This is a genomic window from Collinsella sp. SGI.241, from assembly GCF_050312955.1.
In the GTDB taxonomy this organism is placed as follows: domain Bacteria; phylum Actinomycetota; class Coriobacteriia; order Coriobacteriales; family Coriobacteriaceae; genus Collinsella.
This window is the reverse complement of sequence record NZ_JBNPKM010000007.1, coordinates 18,859-35,915: the sequence shown is the minus strand read 5'-3', so window position 1 is coordinate 35,915 and position 17,057 is coordinate 18,859. Positions and strand designations below refer to the sequence as shown.

Genomic DNA, 17,057 nt, shown 5'->3' with positions numbered 1-17,057 from the left:
TTTTTAGCGAGCGGGCGAGCGCGCCGGCAGGCGGGCGAAGCCGGTGCGGATCCGCGAAGCGGATGCGCGGAATCCTATACGCCGCACCAATTGACTTTAAAGCTCCCGGCAACGGGGGCTTTTCTTTTACGCCGCCATTCGACCCCAGACACTCGACTGGAATCGTGCGCCTCCGCCCGCGGGAGACTATTTCTTATCGACTCGTGTAAGATTCCGAGTAGATGTCGCGGTCCATCCGCGACCACTCCTTCGCTAGACGACCGATCAGGGTGATATTTCGTGGCAGAGCGTCCGACATACAAGCTCAGGTTTCTCGACCCCAAAAAGCGTTTTCCATCGATGCCAGAGCAACCCGCGGGGCGCTCGTATGGTGTTGTCTGGAAAGTTTTTGGCGAGGATCCTAAAGAGTCTTGCTACGTCGTCGAATTCGTAGGCAAAAGCCACATATCGCTTTTGGGCTACGTGAGCGTGTCAGGTGAGGTCTATAAGATTGACGGCCCTGTTCAGAAAGTGCCATTGCCCAAGAACCCCGACATGAAATTGGTCCTTGACGAGTCCGATTCCAGTGTTGGCGAGATTTTGGTGCGGGGAGCCAACGGTGCAATGCGCGCTTGCGCGCGAACGGTCGGCTCTCCCAAAGGGCCCATGCGTGAGCAGTCCGACCACGAGACATGGAATTCGAGCCGTGCTCTCCCTTATGGCGAGTTTATGGCCTCGATGTTCTTGCGCTACGTGATATTTGCCGACCCCGAAAACGCTCTTGCGAACACGGTACCTGCCGACGAGCTCGATGAGGGTATAAAAAACACCGCCAACAAGATCAAACTCGTAAAGTTGCCCGAGCCGGTCGAGGTGTTTTTGGGCTTTAACACGGCACCGCTCCCCGATGCTATCGAGACGCTGCTCTACCGCGTTGACCATGCCGATAATCCGAGCGGTATCGAGCGTTATGCCGCCGCCCTTATGAGCGAGGTCGATTTGCCCCGACTGCGCACCATCGCTGCCAAGTCCGAGATGGGCCTAGCGCGTATCGACCGCTCAAAGCTGTTCTATCTCAATTTTGATCGTAGCCTGCTGGACCAGGACGAGATTGACATGCTGCTTGCTATCGAGTGTCGTCTTAACCGCCTCTCCGGCATCCTTGAGCGCATCGGGGCCGGATTGGCCCCTGCGGCATCCTCGCCGAGCCTTGAGGGCTGCGCGCTCTTTGACGCGTGGCATATCGCCAAGACGACCAACGATGTTCCCCGACTGCTCGATACGGCCTCGAGTGACAACCCGTGGGGCAAACCGGGTACGGTAGCTTGCCAGCCAGGCGGTGAGTGGGACGTGCGCACCCGTTTTGCGCGCGCGGTCGAAGCCCTCAACGTTGTCTCGCGGCTTGACTATACCTATCGGGCAAACGTTGCCGAGGGGATTATGCTCGTTCGGTTTGGGCGCTCGGTCGTGGATGCCATGCCCCAACGTGAATACGACGCCCAGGATGACGTCTGGCGTGAGTTGGACGAGGACGTACGTGCGATTTGGGCCGCGGAGCACGACGCGCGCGTGGCGCTCACGCTGGCAGCGGCTTGTTTTGCTGCCGGTGCCAGCATTACGCGCTGCTACGTTCAGATTGCGGCTCCCGATGGCGAGCAGGGCGAGCGCGTCATTGCAACATATTCCTTTGGGCGTGCGGCCTATCTGGCCAATTGCGTTCCCGCCGCTAAGAATTTTGAAAGCATGGATATGGATGATATGCCGTGCAAGCGCATGCTTGAGGCATATGAGTCGGCCGCGCCGGATGCGATTGAGCCCGCTGAGGTTCATGCTCGCCCGCGTGACGACCACCGTTCGCTGCCGCCGGCGTTGCGCGACCTGCTGCTTGCCGATACGGCTGATGAGCTTGAGGTTATGGAGGAGGGCGATGACCCGTATGTGGCGCGCGTCGCTGAGTTGCGCGAGCGGGCAAAAGTCGACCGCGCGGGTGCGTTTGAGGGCTTTTCCCGTCTTGTTGAGGAGCTGGAGGCCAAGTGCGCCGTTGCCGAGCTTTTGGCGACAGGACCGGTCCAGACGCTGTTCTGCGACAACCAACTGGTGCGTATGGTGCTGCCGGTAATGGAGGAAGACCGCTCCGTTCGTATTTTGCGCGCTCCCGATGCGCTGTACTTTGCCCAGCATGAGATTTGCAGCTTTTACGCCGATCAGGAGGATTTTGAGCGGGCATTGCCCGAGGTGCGTCATCTTTACGATCTGGCGCGCTCATCCATGCAATCACACTTTGCACTCATCAACGTGCTGGCGCGTCTGGAGCGCTATGACGAGGTCATTGAGGTGGCGCGCCACGGCCTGCGCATTGCCAGTGACCGTTCCTCAATCGGCTACCTGTTCTATCGCCTAGCGTTTGCCTACTGGAACTGCGATCAGCTCGAGCTGGCGTTGGCGTGCTACCGCTTGGTACCGCGCGGTGAGGAGTCGGGTGGCAACGCACTGGAGGAAATGCAGGGCCTTATGAACGAGATTGGTGTCAATGAGCCACCGACGTTCGAGGAAGCGGTTGAGACCATCAGTAAGGCGGGGCTCGAACTGCCGCCGGTGCCCGCCGTGTCCAACCAGCTGGCAGACGCTGCTGTGCAGCTGGTCGATAACGGTTTCTTTTTCCTGGCACGCGTCTGCATCTTCCAAATGTGGCGCACGATGGGAAACGATGAGCTCGGCTCCCTCAGCCGCTCGTTGGGGTAGGGGTTTGATTTATGGGGGAGGAAAGCCTGCCGGCCAATTATCAAAATTTCCCCTTGCCCGGATTCGAGTGTTTGGTTACTATGGAACGGCTGTTACGGAGAGCTGACCGAGAGGCCGAAGGTGCTCGCCTGCTAAGCGAGTATGCCCCAAAAGGGCATCTGGGGTTCGAATCCCCAGCTCTCCGCCAGTATGACTTGAAAGAAGGGTCCCATTTGGGGCCCTTTTTTGATTAGAAGAATGTTAACTGGGGATTCGAACCCGAGAGGGCACGGGCGTTAAGCAAACGCGAAAGCGTTTGTAGCCCGTGGGCGAAAAGCCGCCAGGCTTTGAAGCCGGAGGGCATGCGCAGCATGCCCGGACATCCCCAGCTCTCCGCCAGTACGAATTTGAAGAAGGGCTCCGTAAGGGGCCCTTTTTGGTATGGAGAACGTTAGCTGGGGATTCGAAACCTCAAAAAATGAGGCGCCCCGTTGGACGCCTCATTTGGTTCGATGTGATAACGCTTTGGCCCTACACCTCAGGAGCCTTGGCTACGGTCTCGCTCTCGGCTGTGAGCGGGCGGTTGTCGATGCGGCGGCCCAGGCGGTCGAGCTTCACGAGCAGCCACTCGATGGGATTGGGCCCCGTTCCTTCCTCGTCGGCAACCAGGTCCATGACGGCAATCTTGGTGCCGTCCTGCTTAAGCGTAACGCTGCCCACCTTATCGCCAACATGCACCGTGCCCGAAAGGTCATCGTAGCTAACCTTTTCGGTCACTTCGCCGGCGAGTGAGAACACCGTTGCCTGCGCGGTGGGGTCGGCAAGCGTGGCGTCGATCGTTTTGTCTGTCCAGTCGGTTTGACTGACACGTGCCATCAGCGGATTTCCGTTGGCGGTCTTCTTTTGCGTATTGGCGATTTCGACCGTTACCTTGTGGTCGTAATACCAACTAGCAAGTGTAGCCGTATCGGCAAAACGCTGGTCGGTGGTGCTGGAGTTCAAGACAACGGTATAGATCTCGTCGCCATCGCGATTGTAGGCGCTTGCAAAGCAGTATCCGGCATCGTCGGTGGTGCCGGTCTTACCGCCGATATTGCCGTCTTGGTCCAATAAAACATTGTGCGTATCCATGGAATGCGAATGATCGGAGCCGTCGGCGCCCGTCACTTCGATCCAGGGATCTTTGATCGCCATGACTTCGCGAATCGTGTCGTCCTTCATGGCCTCTTGCATCATCAATGCCACATCGTGTGCGGTTGAATGCATATCGCCGGCCCATTCGTCAAAATCCAGCCCGTGCGGGTTTTCGAAGAGCGTTCCCGTGCAGCCGAGCTTCTTGGCCCGCTCGTTCATGGCTTTTACAAACGTAGCGACGGCATCTTTGGTCTTGGGGTCAAGTTTTTTGCCCACGTGTTCGGCAAGCGCGATGGCGGCGTCGTTGCCTGAGGGGATCATCAGGCCGCGCAGCGCTTGCTCGACGGTGAGCTCGTCGCCTTCGAGGAGTCCCGCGGTCGAGTTGCCTACGGCTGCCGCCGCGTTGCTCACGGTGATTTTCTCGTCCATTTTGCAGTTCTCGACCGCGAGGATTGCAGTCATGACCTTGGTGATCGAGGCGATTTTGACTTGCTCGTCAGCGCTACGGGCATAGTAGACGGTGCCGTTTTTACCCATGACAAACGCATTGGAGGCATCGATATCGGGCAGGTCTTCGGCTGCAATGCCGCGTGCATCGGCGGCTTTGCCGCAGATGTTATCGGTCGTGAGCACTTGGGCGCCGGCGACGGACGGAATACCGGCGACAAGGGCGACGGCGCAGGCAAGGCCAACGGTCAGCTGCGCGGAACGCTTTACAAGAGGGGTAAGATGCTTCACTGATTTCGCTTTCGACGGGATGGTCTCCTTTGGCTCTAGAGTATATCGTTTACCGGCTGTGCCGCTTGGGGTTTGGCGCGTAAGGTTTATCTTCGTGTCTGAGCGGACGCTTGGGTGTGCACGGTCGATATGATTGCCCGTCGCGTATCGAGGAGGTCCTTACAAATACTTGACAATACCCTCACGCATATATGAGCTGCGATTTTTACTATCGATACTGCTGATTTGATATCGATGTGGAGGTATGCGGTATGACGGCTGCTGCGGCTGTGGGGCCCACGGAGCTCGAGGAGCTAATGGAAGCGCAGGCCGAGGCCGCGCATGAGCGCGAAGTTGGGGATGCGACTCGCCCCACGGCAGAGGACCTTGCCGCCTCGCCGACGCGCATCGATGTCGAGGGCCTCGACCTGTTCTATGGCGATCACCACGCGCTTAAGGATGTGTCCATCAAGATCCGCGACAAGCAGATTACCTCGTTTATCGGTCCTTCGGGCTGCGGCAAGTCGACGTTGCTGCGTTGCTTTAACCGCATGAACGACGGCATCAAGGACTGCCGCATCGAGGGCAAGATTGCGCTCGATGGTCAAGATATCCTGGGCGATTACGACATCTGCCGCCTTCGTCAGCGCGTGGGCATGGTGTTCCAGCGCCCCAACCCGTTTCCCATGAGCATCTACGACAACGTCGCCTATGGCCCCCGCGGTATGGGTGTGCGCGATCGCGCTGTGCTGGATGAGCTGGTCGAGGATTCCCTGCGCCGCGCTGCCCTGTGGGACGAAGTCAAGGACAAACTCAAGGAGTCTGGTCTGGGGCTTTCGGGCGGACAGCAGCAACGTTTGTGCATCGCCCGTGCGCTTGCCGTGCGGCCCGATATTCTGCTGATGGACGAGCCGACCTCGGCGCTCGACCCCGTGTCGACGCTCGTGGTGGAGCAGCTGGCCTGCGAGCTCAAAGAGACCTGCACGCTCGTGGTCGTTACACACAATATGCAGCAGGCGGCGCGCATATCCGATTCCGTCGCGTTTTTCTTGCTAGGTGAGTTGGTGGAGCACGCGCCCACCGCTCAGCTTTTCAAAAATCCTACTGACCCGCGTACGGCGGATTACTTGACGGGACGTTTTGGCTGATACCATCTAGTAAAGGTACCTTTAGGATTAAGATGCGGTCATGCCGGCCGCAAAGGGGTTCAACATGATCTATTACGTCGAGGACGATGACAACATCAGGGATTTGACGGTCTATGCACTGCGCAAGCAGGGGATCGAGGCCGAAGGCTTTTCGTGCGACGGTGAGTTTAAGGCTGCCGTGGCGCGACGGGTGCCCGATGCCGTGCTGCTCGATATCATGCTGCCCGATACCGATGGCTTGGCGATTATGCGTCGCCTGCGTGCCGATCGCCTGACGGAGACGGTGCCCATCATGATGCTTACCGCCAAGGATACCGAGCTCGACAAGGTGATGGCGCTCGATGGCGGTGCCGACGATTACCTGACTAAGCCGTTTTCGCTCATGGAGCTTGCGAGCCGCTGCCGCGCACTGCTGCGTCGCGGCGGCATGGTCAAGCAGGCGAGCGATGTGCTCAGCGTGGGCGATATCGTGCTTTCGCCCAGCCATCGCGAGGTGACCGTTGCCGGCGAGCCGCTTAAGCTCACCCTGCGTGAGTTCGACCTGCTCGAGTACCTCATGCGCAAGCCCGGCGTGGTCTTTACCCGTGAGTCGTTGCTGCAGAGCGTGTGGGGTTGGGATTTCGACGGCGGTTCGCGCACCGTTGACGTGCACGTGCAGACGCTTCGCCAAAAACTGGGCGAGCATGCCAGTGCCATCGAGACCGTGCGCGGCGTGGGCTACCGCTTGGCCGAGCCTTCTGCCGGTGACGGTGCCGAAGGTGACGACACCGCGGCCACCGCATCGGAGGAGTAACCCGTGGTCTTCACCCCCCAGGGAAAACATACGCTGTCGCACCGCGTTTTTGTGACGATCTTTGTTTGCGCCATGGCGGTTATCGTGGCGTTTACGGTGCTGGGTGCGTTCTTTGTGCAAAACACCTTGGCGGATGCCACGAGTGCCAATCTGGCGCAGGAAACCGAGCTCATTGCTGCCGCCCTCGACGAACAGCAGGAGCCCATCCCGTTCTTGCGTAGCCTCGATCGCGAGGACTTGCGCATCACGCTGATTAACAAGGATGGATCGGTTGCCTACGACAACGAGGCGTCGCCTTCCTCACTGCCCAACCATGGCGATCGCCCCGAGGTCATCGAGGCCTTTGAGAGTGGTTTGGGTTCCGCGGAGCGCGCAAGCTCTACGCTCGACGAGATTATGCTGTATCGCGCCGTCGCCCTTGATAACGGCCAGGTTGTCCGCTTGGCGCAAGCCCAGCCTGGCGTTGCGGCGATTTTGCTGTCGATGGTGGCGCCGATGCTGCTTATCGCAGCAGCGGGTGCAATGCTCTCGTTTTTTATGGCGCGCCGCGAGTCCCGTGCAATCATCGCGCCGTTGCAAGAGGTGGATTTGGACCACCCACGCCGTAGCTATGAGCACGCCTATGCCGAGATGGTCCCCATGCTTGAGCGTATCGAGTCGCAGCGCCAGGAACTCAAGCGCCAAATGGCGGTGCTAGCGGACAACGACCGAATGCGCCGCGAGTTCACGGCCAATATCACCCATGAGCTCAAGACCCCGCTTACCGCGATTTCGGGCTATGCCGAGCTTATTGCAAACGGCATGGTTGAGGGCGAGGACGACTTGTGCAACTTTGGTGGCCGCATCTATCGCGAGGCGGGCCGCCTGGCAGCGCTCGTCAACGACATTCTTACGCTTTCCAACTTGGACGAGGCGGAGCGAGCATCCGAGGGCGAGGCGGTGCCCATTGGGTCCACAGAACCCATCGAGCTCTCTCGCGCCATTTTGACGGTGGAACAGCGTCTTGAGCAAGTTGCCCGGCAGTCGAATGTGACCATTGGGCACGAGACGAAGCCCATGGTGATCGAAGGCGTGCCGCGCCTGATTGACGAGCTGATCTACAACCTTGCAAGCAACGCCATTCGCTACAACCGACCTGGCGGTACGGTCACGCTGCGCTGCGGGACCAATGACGAGGGTCATCCGTACCTGTCTGTTGCCGATACGGGTATCGGTATTGCGCCCGAGGAGCAGGGTAAAGTGTTCGAGCGTTTTTATCGCGTGGACAAGAGTCGTTCTAAGGCGCGTGGCGGAACCGGCCTGGGTTTGGCGATCGTCAAACACGCCGCTCTGTACCATCATGCCAATATCGACCTGTCGAGTGAGCCGGGAGTGGGGACAACCATCACGGTGACGTTTCCCGCACAGCAGAAAGAGCCGTTTGCATAGCGCTTGGCCGCTGGCCTTGATGTAAACGCCGCATCGGGGTTGCCGGTGCGGCGTTATTGTTGCGCAAGATTGTTATAAGCGCTGTAGCTTATGTATAGAGTTTGGACATGGGAAAATATGCGATAACAAATGGACAGTTTTGTCAATACGAACTCGGGAACTGAAAGGCACGCTGCATGGCCCTTCTCGAATTGTTCCAGCTGCTTAAAAAGCATCTCAAGCTGGTCATTACCCTTCCGGTGGTCTGTGCGATCGTCATGGGTATCGCGTCCTTTGCCATGATGGACAATACCTACACCGCCACGACGAGCATGTACATTCTCGCTAAGACCGACGGCGGTCAGATGAGCTATAACGACCTTTCGGCGAGCCAGATGCTTTCCAACGATATCGCCACGCTGCTCGACAGCAATAGCGTTAAGAGCGGTGCTGCCAAGGATCTGGGCCTTTCCGATTTGGATGATTACAAGATTGCCGTTTCGTTCGAGACCACGACGCGCGTCATTACGCTTTCGGTGACGGGTACCGATGCCAAGGAGACGGCCAAGGTTGCAAGGGCAATGGCCAACTCGGTAAGCACGGTTGCTCAGAATGTTGGCGCCGCCCAGAGCATTAACGTGGTCGATGAAGCCAAGACCCCTGAGTCTCCGAGCGGCCCCAAGCGCTTGCTGTATGTTGCCGTTGCGTTCCTTGCCGGCGTCTTTATCGCAATTGCCTACGTTGTTTTGGCAGATATACTCAACATGCGTATCTGCGGTGCCGAAGAGGCAGAAGAGCTCCTGGGTATTCCCGTTGTTGGCCGAATTCCGGCTATGAAAGGTGGTAAATAGGCATGGCTAAGGCGAAGAACACCGATAAAGGGGCCGCCTTGGATATCCAACTTAAGACAGGTTGCTTTGAGGACGCGGCGCTGGTGCGCCGCGCCGTTTTTATGGACGAACAAGGCTATGAAAACGAGTTTGACCAGATTGACGAGGACCCGGGCTGCATCCATGTGACGCTGTATGTGGATGGCCAACTCACCGGCTGCTCGCGCGTGTTTCCCGAGGAGCTGGAGCGCGCGGCAGATGCGGAGGCTCCGGTGCCACCGGCGTGCGACTTGGACGAAGGCGTCGCCGCGGGGGAGACCTACATTATGGGGCGCGTCGCCGTGCTGCCGGCTATGCGTCGTCGCGGATTGGCAAGCGCGATCGTCGAGGCCAGCGATACATGCGCACGCGATGCTGGCGCTAGACTAATTAAGCTGCACGCGCAGGAATACGTGTTGCCGCTCTATGAAAAGGCTGGCTACACACAAATTGCCCCGGTTGACTACGAAGACGAGGGCCAGCCCCATGCCTGGATGGCCAAGCGCGTAGATGGCAGATAGGGACGTTCCTTTTCTGTCGACAGTTGGGGACACTCCTCGGCAATTGGCGCATCGGAGTGCTCGGACATACAGTTTTTCGATTCCGCATGTATATATGCGCGCTAATGGGTTATAAAATCTAAGTCTGAACATAGCAGGTCTGCGATACGGCTCGGGTAACCGGGCTGTTTTTGCGGACGGGGGTAGCGCGAAAGGACTGCACATGCGTCAATTTAAGACCGAGAGCAAAAAGTTGCTCGACCTCATGATCAACTCCATCTACACCAACAAGGAAATCTTCCTGCGCGAGCTTATTTCTAACGCGAGCGACGCCGTCGACAAGCTCAACTTTAAGAGCCTGCAGGATCCGAGCGTCAAGCTCGACCAGGGCGACCTGGCTATTCGCGTCTCCTTTGATAAAGACGCCCGCACCATTACCATCTCGGATAACGGCATTGGCATGACCGCCGAGGAGCTCGAGCGCAACCTGGGCACCATCGCCCATTCCGGCTCCGAGGAGTTTAAGACCGAGAACGCCGAGCAGCAGGGTTCGGATGTTGACATCATCGGTCAGTTTGGCGTGGGCTTCTACTCGGCCTTTATGGTCGCCAGCCACGTGAAGGTGGTCAGCCGCGCTTATGGCGAGGATGTCGCCCATGTGTGGGAATCCGACGGTCTTGAGGGCTATACCATCGAGGACGGCGAGCGCGCCGAGCACGGCACCGATGTCATCCTGACGCTGCGCGAGAACGAGAAGCTCGACGCCGATGGCGAGGCCGAGACCTACGATCGCTTCCTGACCGAGTGGGGCCTCAAGAGCCTGATTCAGCAGTACAGCAACTATGTGCGCTACCCGATCCAAATGATGGTCTCCAAGAGCCGCCAGAAGCCCAAGCCCGAGGACGCGCCGGAGGATTACAAGCCCGAGTACGAGGACTACCAGGAGCTCGAGACCGTTAACTCCATGACGCCGATCTGGAAGAAGCGCAGCTCCGATGTTGAGCAGAAGGACTATGACGAGTTCTACAAGTCTACGTTCCACGACTTTGACGATCCTGCGCGCACCATCAGCTTCCACGCCGAGGGTACGCTCGAGTACGACGCCCTGCTGTTTGTGCCGGGCCGCGCGCCGTTCGATTTGTACAGCAAGGACTACGAGAAGGGCCTGGCGCTCTACAGCTCCAACGTCCTGATCATGGAGAAGTGCGACGACCTGCTTCCCGACTACTATAACTTTGTCCGCGGTGTCGTGGATTCCGCCGACGTGTCGCTCAACATCTCGCGCGAGACGCTGCAGCAGAACCGTCAGCTCAAGGCCATCGCCAAGCGTGTGGAAAAGAAGATTACCGCCGACCTTGAGGATATGCGTGACAACGACCGCGAGGCCTACGAGAAGTTCTTTGAGAACTTTGGCCGTGGCCTTAAGTACGGCATCTATTCGAGCTATGGCATGAAGGCCGATGAGCTCGCCGACTTGCTGCTGTTCTGGTCTGCCAAGGAGCAGAAGATGATTACCCTGGCCGAGTATGCCAAGGGCATGCCCGAAGATCAGAAGGCCATCTACTACGCCGCCGGCGACTCGCGTGAGCGCTTGACCAAGATGCCCGTGGTAAAGGGCGTACTCGACCGCGGCTATGACGTGCTGCTGCTGACGCAGGATGTGGATGAGTTCACGTTCCAGGCTATGCGTGAGTACGTTGCCGTCGATATGCCCAAGATCTACGAGGACGACGCTGCCCGCGAGGCTGCCGAGAAGGCTGTTGCCGACGGTGCCGAGCCCGAGGTCGAAGATCGTCACCTGGAGCTCAAGAATGTCGCTACCGGCGATCTTGACCTGGCGACCGAGGACGAGAAGAAGGAGGCCGAGGACGCCACTAAGGAGAACGAGGACCTCTTTAGCGCCATGAAGGAGGCACTCGGTGACAAGGTCGAGAAGGTCGCCGTCTCTGCGCGCCTGACCGATGCTCCCGCGTGCATCACCACCGAGGGTCCGCTTTCGCTCGAGATGGAGAAGGTGCTTCAGAAGGGTCCCGAGGGTGCGCCCGACGGTATGCCCAAGAGCCAACGCGTGCTCGAGCTCAACGCCAAGCACCCGGTCTTTGCCAAGCTCGTCGCTGCTCAGAAGGCGGGCGACGCCGACAAGATCAAGCAGTACTCCGGCCTGCTCTATGACCAGGCTCTGCTCGTCGAGGGTATTTTGCCCGAGGACCCCGTTGCCTTCGCGGCGGCTGTCTGCGAGCTTATGTAATTGGTTCCGCCGTTCTGCCGAACGGCGGAACGGCTCGACGCTGCCCTCAGTTCCGCCGTTCTAACGAACCTATTGGTTCTGCCGTTCTAACGAACGGCAGACCGGTCGACGCTGCAAACGCCCCTAAGCGGCAATCTGACGTTCAATCGTCGGTCGCGTACCGAAGTACGCTTCCCTCCTCTTTCACGTCACCTTGCTCGCTTAGGGGCGTTTTCGCTGACTTATGCTCAACCAGCGACGCTTTCGTGATCCTAAGTAGTCATTGGGGGCGTTCTTGTTTGACTAGTCGTTTAAGAACGTTCCCAATGACTAAAGAACGTCCCCAACGACTAGTTGGGTTGCTAATTTGTGCGGGTTGTGGTTTTGTGACCTGCTGAAATTTAAGATACTGTACAACTGTACGTTAACTCATCTTCGTAGTATATTGCTACCCGCAAAACTCAATACCATTGTGCATCGAGACGTTAAAACGCCTTCGTACAATGGTTATCGATAGTACGATTCGATTCAACGACAGGATGGATGGTCCAAGCGTGAGTCTCGGCAGCAAACTATCCGATGCAAAGGTCTCCTTTGCGATATTTAAGCGTGACATCAAGCGATTGATCGTGAACCCCGTCGCTCTGGTGGTTACCCTCGGCGTGTGTGTTATTCCCTCGCTGTATGCCTGGTACAACATCGTGGCCAACTGGGATCCGTACGGAAACACCCAGGGTATCAAGATTGCCATCGCCAACAACGATCAGGGCACCCAAAACGACTTGGTGGGCGAGCTCAACGCGGGCGATAAGGTCGTCGATCAGCTCAAGGAGAACGATCGGCTGGGCTGGACCTTCGTCGATTCGGCGGCCGATGCCAAAGAGGGCGTCGAGAGCGGTGAGTACTATGCGGCCATCGTAATCCCCAAGAACTTCTCGGATAACCTGGTTTCGATGCTCGACGGCAACTACCATCAGCCCAAGCTTACGTACTACGTCAATGAGAAGAAGAGCGCTATTGCGCCGAAGGTTACCGACACCGGTGCAAGCACCATCGAGGAGCAGATCAACTCGGAATTTGTCTCCACGGCGGGCGAGACCGTTGCCGGTATTGCCAAGGATGCCGGAGTCGATTTAAAGGACAAGGCAACCCTGACCCAGGATTCGCTGGCAAGTTCGGTGTCCGAAGCATCCGATACCTTGGGCGAGGTGCGTGGTTCGATTGGCGACATGAATGCCGCCATCGATAAGACGAGTGGTTCCATTGCCTCGGCAGATGCAGCACTTGCCGGTCTACAGGGTCAGGCGCCGTCGCTGACGCAGTCGATCTCCCAGGGCAACGACCTGCTGGGCGAGGCTCGCGCCACGGCGGGTAATTCCATCACCTCGCTCTCCAAGGCGCTCTCGGAAGGCAGCCTTGCGCTCACCAAGACGTCAGCCTCCGCGAACGCTGCGATTGGCAAGCTGACGGGCACGGTCACATCTACGACCACCCGTATCGACAACTCGCTTGAGTCTCTCCAGGCGACGATCGACCACAATAAGGCCGTTATCGGGCACTTGGAAATTCTCGTTAATGACACGTCGACAGGTTCCGAGGAAATTGACGCGCGCATTGTATCGACCATCGATTTGCTCCGCGAGCAGAATGAAAAGCTTCAGAGCATCAAGGATAGTCTGTCTGCGCAGTCGAGCGCCATGGCGAATGACGCCGCGGCTGTCTCGGGTGCCAGCGACGCTATCAATAACGCAATCCAGACCGGTGCGACTAACCTTGGCCAGGCCCAGACGGACCTGGGTCAAAACGCGCTGCCGAAGGCCTCGAGCGCGCTTGATTCATTTGCCGCCGTCTCGGGTGATCTGACGGGAATCGTGTCTGGCCTCACGCCTACTATTGCAAGTGCGCGCGGTACACTTTCGCAACTCAACGCTACGCTCGGTCAGGCCAAGACCACGCTGTCTCAGACCGATGCCTCGCTTGCCAAGGTCCAGGACAAGCTCGCAACCGCCGCCAACGACATTGCGGCGCTGCAGACCTCCGAGTCCATGGGCGAGCTGGCTGATCTGATGGGTGTCGACGTCAATGACGTGGCAGACTTTATGGCATCTCCCGTAGAGCTGACTTCCAAGTCAATTTTCCCGGTCAAGAGCTTTGGCTCGGGCATCGCTCCCTTCTATACCAATCTGGCGCTTTGGGTGGGCGGCTACGTGCTTATCGCTATCTACAAGCTCGAGGTCGACCGCGAAGGCATCGGCAGCTTTACCGCGCGTCAGGGCTACTTTGGCCGCTGGCTGCTACTGGTGATCCTGGGCGCGTTCCAGGCCATTATCGTTACGGTAGGCGATCTGGTGATTGGCGTGCAGTGCGTCAGCCCGCTGCTGTTCGTGCTGGGCGGCATCGCCATTTCGTTCACCTACGTCAATATCATCTATGCGCTGTCCACCACGTTTAAGCATATCGGCAAGGCGATCGGCGTCATCCTGGTCATTGTGCAGATTCCGGGCTCTTCGGGCATGTACCCCATCGAGATGATGCCCGGCTTCTTCCAGTGGCTGCATCCGCTGCTGCCCTTTACCTACGGCATCAATCTGCTGCGCGAGACGGTCGGCGGCATGTATTCGTTCAACTACCTGTTTAACCTGTGCATTCTGGGCGTGTTCTTGATCGTGGCGCTCTTTATCGGCCTACAGCTGCGTCCGCTGCTGCTCAACCTTAACCTGCTCTTTGATAAACAGCTTTCCACGACCGGTATGATGATTTGCGAGTCCAACGACCTGCCGCGCCAGCGCTACTCGCTGCGCACGGCCATGCGTGTCATGCTCGATTCTGATTCGTACCGTCGCGAACTGCTCGATCATGCGGTCGCCTTTGAACATCGCTACCCGTACTACATCAAGGGCGGTTTTGCCGCCGTGGTGGGCGTTCAGGTCCTGCTCTTTGTCCTGTCGACGGTTCTCGATATCGACAATAACGGCAAGATCATCCTGCTTGTCATTTGGATCATCTCGGTTATTGCCATCTGCGGCTGGCTTATCAATATCGAATATATCCGCGCGAGCCTCAATACCCAGATGCGCATCTCGGCGCTTTCGGATGAGGACTTGCGTCGCGAGATGCGCGAACACACGGCCGCCATTCCTGCCGCCCGCCACATGTTTGGCCTCAACGCCAGCGAGCGTGGTGCCAAGGGCGGCGATCAGTCCACGGGCCGCTTGCCGCATATAGGCTCGCACCATAAATCTCAGGGCAGCGACAGCACAGCCACAAATGATGGAGATACCACCGCGCTTGGCAAGCACTCCAAAGGAGGTGAGGCATAAATGAAGAACATCCTGCATCTGTTTAAGCGCGATGTCCAAAACGTGTCTCGCTCCGTGATCGGCTTGATTGTCGTGATGGGTCTCATTATCGTGCCGTGTCTGTACGCGTGGTTTAACATCGCCGGCAGCTGGGATCCGTACGGCAACACCGGCAATCTTAAGATTGCCGTGGTCAACACCGACGAGGGCTACGAGAGCGATCTGATTCCCGTCGAGGTCAACGTGGGCGAAAACGTAACCGCCACCCTGCGCGGCAACGAGAACTTCGACTGGGTTGTCCTCAACGACCGCGATAAGGCGATCGAGGGCGTTAAGTCGGGCGCGTACTACGCTGCCGTCGTTATCCCTAAAACGTTTAGCGCCGACATGATGACGCTTTTCTCGACTGAGGTGAAGCACGCCGATATCGAGTTTTACGAGAACCAGAAGGCCAACGCCATTGCCCAGATTGTGACCGAGAAGGGCTCGAGCGCCGTCCAGAGCCAAGTCAATGAGACCTTTACCAAGACCATCACGACCATCGGCCTTAAGACGGTGTCCAGCCTGCTCGATTACATGAGCACCGACCAGGTGAGCAACTTTATCGCCAACCTGTCCTCGACGCTTGGCGATTCGGTCCAGGACTTGCAGGACATTCAGGCCAGCGCAACGTCGCTTGCGGGCATTTTGAGCTCCACGTCCGATTCGCTGACGTCGGCGAGCGGTATGCTCAAGCAGTCCGGATCGACCGAGGAGTCGGTGAAGCAGCTCATGCGGCATGCCGAGAGCGGTATTGCCGATTCCGAGCAAGCGCTCAAGTCCGCCAGCGATGCGATCGATGCCGCTATTGATGGGAGCGCGGGTTCGTTCGATAAAGTTTCTACCGAGCTCGCAAATGCATTCGATGCTGCAAACCAGCATGTCAATCTTACGGTGTCTCAGCTCAAAGATGGCGCTAAGTCACTCAATAAACGTGCCGACGAGATTGAGAACACGGCGAATGAACTCCGCAGCCTTGCCGACCAGGTGAGCGATGAGAATTTGAAGGACGGCCTCAAGTCCGCTGCGACGTCGCTGGGCGGAATTGCCGATGAGTACCGCAACAATGCGAAGGACCTGACGGCGACTGAGGAGTCTCTCTCCGACAGCATGGCAGAGGTAAACAGCACGCGTGCCGAGGTCGATCAGGCCATCGCCGATGCCAAGGCCGGCATCGCGGGCGCCAAATCCGATTACGATTCCACGTTCTCGGTTAAGGCCAAGGAGCTCAAGAAGACCGTCTCGGGCGTTCTAGACTCGCTCGATGGTATCTCGGTCGATTTGGATAGCGCCGTAGATGGCCTGACCGACGCATCCGGTTCGCTGTCAAAGGGCCTCTCCAAGGCTGCAAAGCTGGTCAACAAGGCTTCTGATCAGCTGGGTGAAGCTTCGGACAAGATTAGCGCGTTTAAGGACGAGCTCGACGGTGCCCTTATGTCGGACGATCTGGCCACGATCAAGACGATGATCGGCAACGACCCCGAGGGTCTCGCCGCGTCGCTTTCCGGCCCCGTTGCGCTCGATCGCAAGCCGGTCTATCCGATCCGCAACTACGGTTCGGCCATGGCGCCGTTCTACACGATTCTGTCGCTGTGGGTGGGCTCGATTGTTCTGGCAGCCATGATGAAGGTCTCGGTTAACGATGAGCTCATCAACGAGCTCGTCCCCGTGCGCCTGCACGAGATCTACCTAGGCCGTTATCTGTTCTTTGGCGGTCTGGCCTTGCTACAGGCAACGCTCGTGTGTGCGGGCGACATTCTGTTCTTTGGCATCCAGTGCGACAACCCGTTGCAGTTTGTGCTGGCGGGCTGGGTCGCGAGTCTCGTGTTCTCCAATATCGTCTACACGCTTACGGTTTCGTTTGGCGATATCGGCAAGGCCCTCGCTGTCGTGCTGCTGGTCATGCAGGTCGGCGGTTCGGGTGGCACGTTCCCCATCGAGATGACCGGTCCCGTGTTCCAGGCGATCTATCCGTTCCTGCCGTTTACCCACGGCATCAACGCCATGCACGCCGCCATGGCCGGTGCCTACCATATGGAGTACTGGATTGAGCTGGGTATTCTGGCGAGCTATCTGATTCCGTCACTGGCCCTGGGTGTGGTCTTCCGTCGTCCAGTCATCAAAGCCAACGACTGGATTATCGAAAAGCTGGAGAGTACAAAACTAATCTAGCGCAACAATGTGAACACTGACATTGCCGGAGCATCGAGGCTTTTCTGTTCGA

At 58.0% G+C, this 17,057-nt stretch carries 10 protein-coding genes and 1 tRNA gene; 10 read left to right on the top strand and 1 reads right to left on the bottom strand.

Annotated elements, in window-relative coordinates; translation table 11 throughout:
* Positions 1 to 534: 534 nt before the first annotated feature.
* The gene (locus tag ACQQ92_RS04645) at positions 535 to 2,721 is read left to right on the top strand and encodes a tetratricopeptide repeat protein (RefSeq protein WP_427795911.1); all 2,187 of its coding nucleotides are present in this window, start codon (positions 535 to 537) and stop codon (positions 2,719 to 2,721) included.
* Positions 2,722 to 2,817: 96 nt separating this feature from the next.
* A tRNA-Ser gene (locus ACQQ92_RS04640) sits at positions 2,818 to 2,908 on the top strand.
* Positions 2,909 to 3,231: 323 nt separating this feature from the next.
* Here the strand turns inward: ACQQ92_RS04640 and ACQQ92_RS04635 are convergent.
* The gene (locus tag ACQQ92_RS04635; protein WP_427795910.1) at positions 3,232 to 4,572 is read right to left on the bottom strand and encodes a D-alanyl-D-alanine carboxypeptidase family protein; all 1,341 of its coding nucleotides are present in this window, start codon (positions 4,570 to 4,572) and stop codon (positions 3,232 to 3,234) included.
* Positions 4,573 to 4,823: 251 nt separating this feature from the next.
* Here ACQQ92_RS04635 and pstB point away from each other — a divergent pair, with 251 nt between their 5' ends.
* The 8 genes from pstB (at position 4,824) to ACQQ92_RS04595 (ending at position 17,005) form a co-directional block, all read left to right on the top strand.
* Entirely contained in the window at positions 4,824 to 5,699 is an 876-nt protein-coding gene (pstB, locus tag ACQQ92_RS04630; protein WP_154517678.1) for a phosphate ABC transporter ATP-binding protein PstB, read from the top strand.
* Positions 5,700 to 5,763: 64 nt separating this feature from the next.
* Positions 5,764 to 6,492 (top strand): response regulator transcription factor, encoded by a 729-nt coding sequence (locus tag ACQQ92_RS04625; protein ID WP_154517679.1) that lies wholly within the window; start codon positions 5,764 to 5,766, stop codon positions 6,490 to 6,492.
* Positions 6,493 to 6,495: 3 nt separating this feature from the next.
* On the top strand, positions 6,496 to 7,920 hold the full coding sequence (locus tag ACQQ92_RS04620; RefSeq protein WP_427795909.1) for a sensor histidine kinase: 1,425 nt from the start codon (positions 6,496 to 6,498) through the stop codon (positions 7,918 to 7,920).
* A 176-nt stretch (positions 7,921 to 8,096) separates the two neighbouring features.
* The gene (locus tag ACQQ92_RS04615; protein ID WP_427795908.1) at positions 8,097 to 8,750 is read left to right on the top strand and encodes a YveK family protein; all 654 of its coding nucleotides are present in this window, start codon (positions 8,097 to 8,099) and stop codon (positions 8,748 to 8,750) included.
* 2 nt (positions 8,751 to 8,752) lie between these two features.
* Entirely contained in the window at positions 8,753 to 9,289 is a 537-nt protein-coding gene (locus ACQQ92_RS04610; protein WP_427794314.1) for a GNAT family N-acetyltransferase, read from the top strand.
* Positions 9,290 to 9,491: 202 nt separating this feature from the next.
* Entirely contained in the window at positions 9,492 to 11,516 is a 2,025-nt protein-coding gene (gene htpG, locus ACQQ92_RS04605) for a molecular chaperone HtpG (RefSeq protein WP_427719038.1), read from the top strand.
* Positions 11,517 to 12,049: 533 nt separating this feature from the next.
* Positions 12,050 to 14,815, top strand: coding sequence for a YhgE/Pip family protein (locus ACQQ92_RS04600; protein ID WP_427748320.1), 2,766 nt, complete (start codon positions 12,050 to 12,052; stop codon positions 14,813 to 14,815).
* Positions 14,816 to 17,005, top strand: a complete 2,190-nt coding sequence (locus tag ACQQ92_RS04595) for a YhgE/Pip family protein (RefSeq protein ID WP_427795907.1) — start codon at positions 14,816 to 14,818, stop codon at positions 17,003 to 17,005.
* The last annotated feature ends 52 nt before the right edge of the window (positions 17,006 to 17,057 follow it).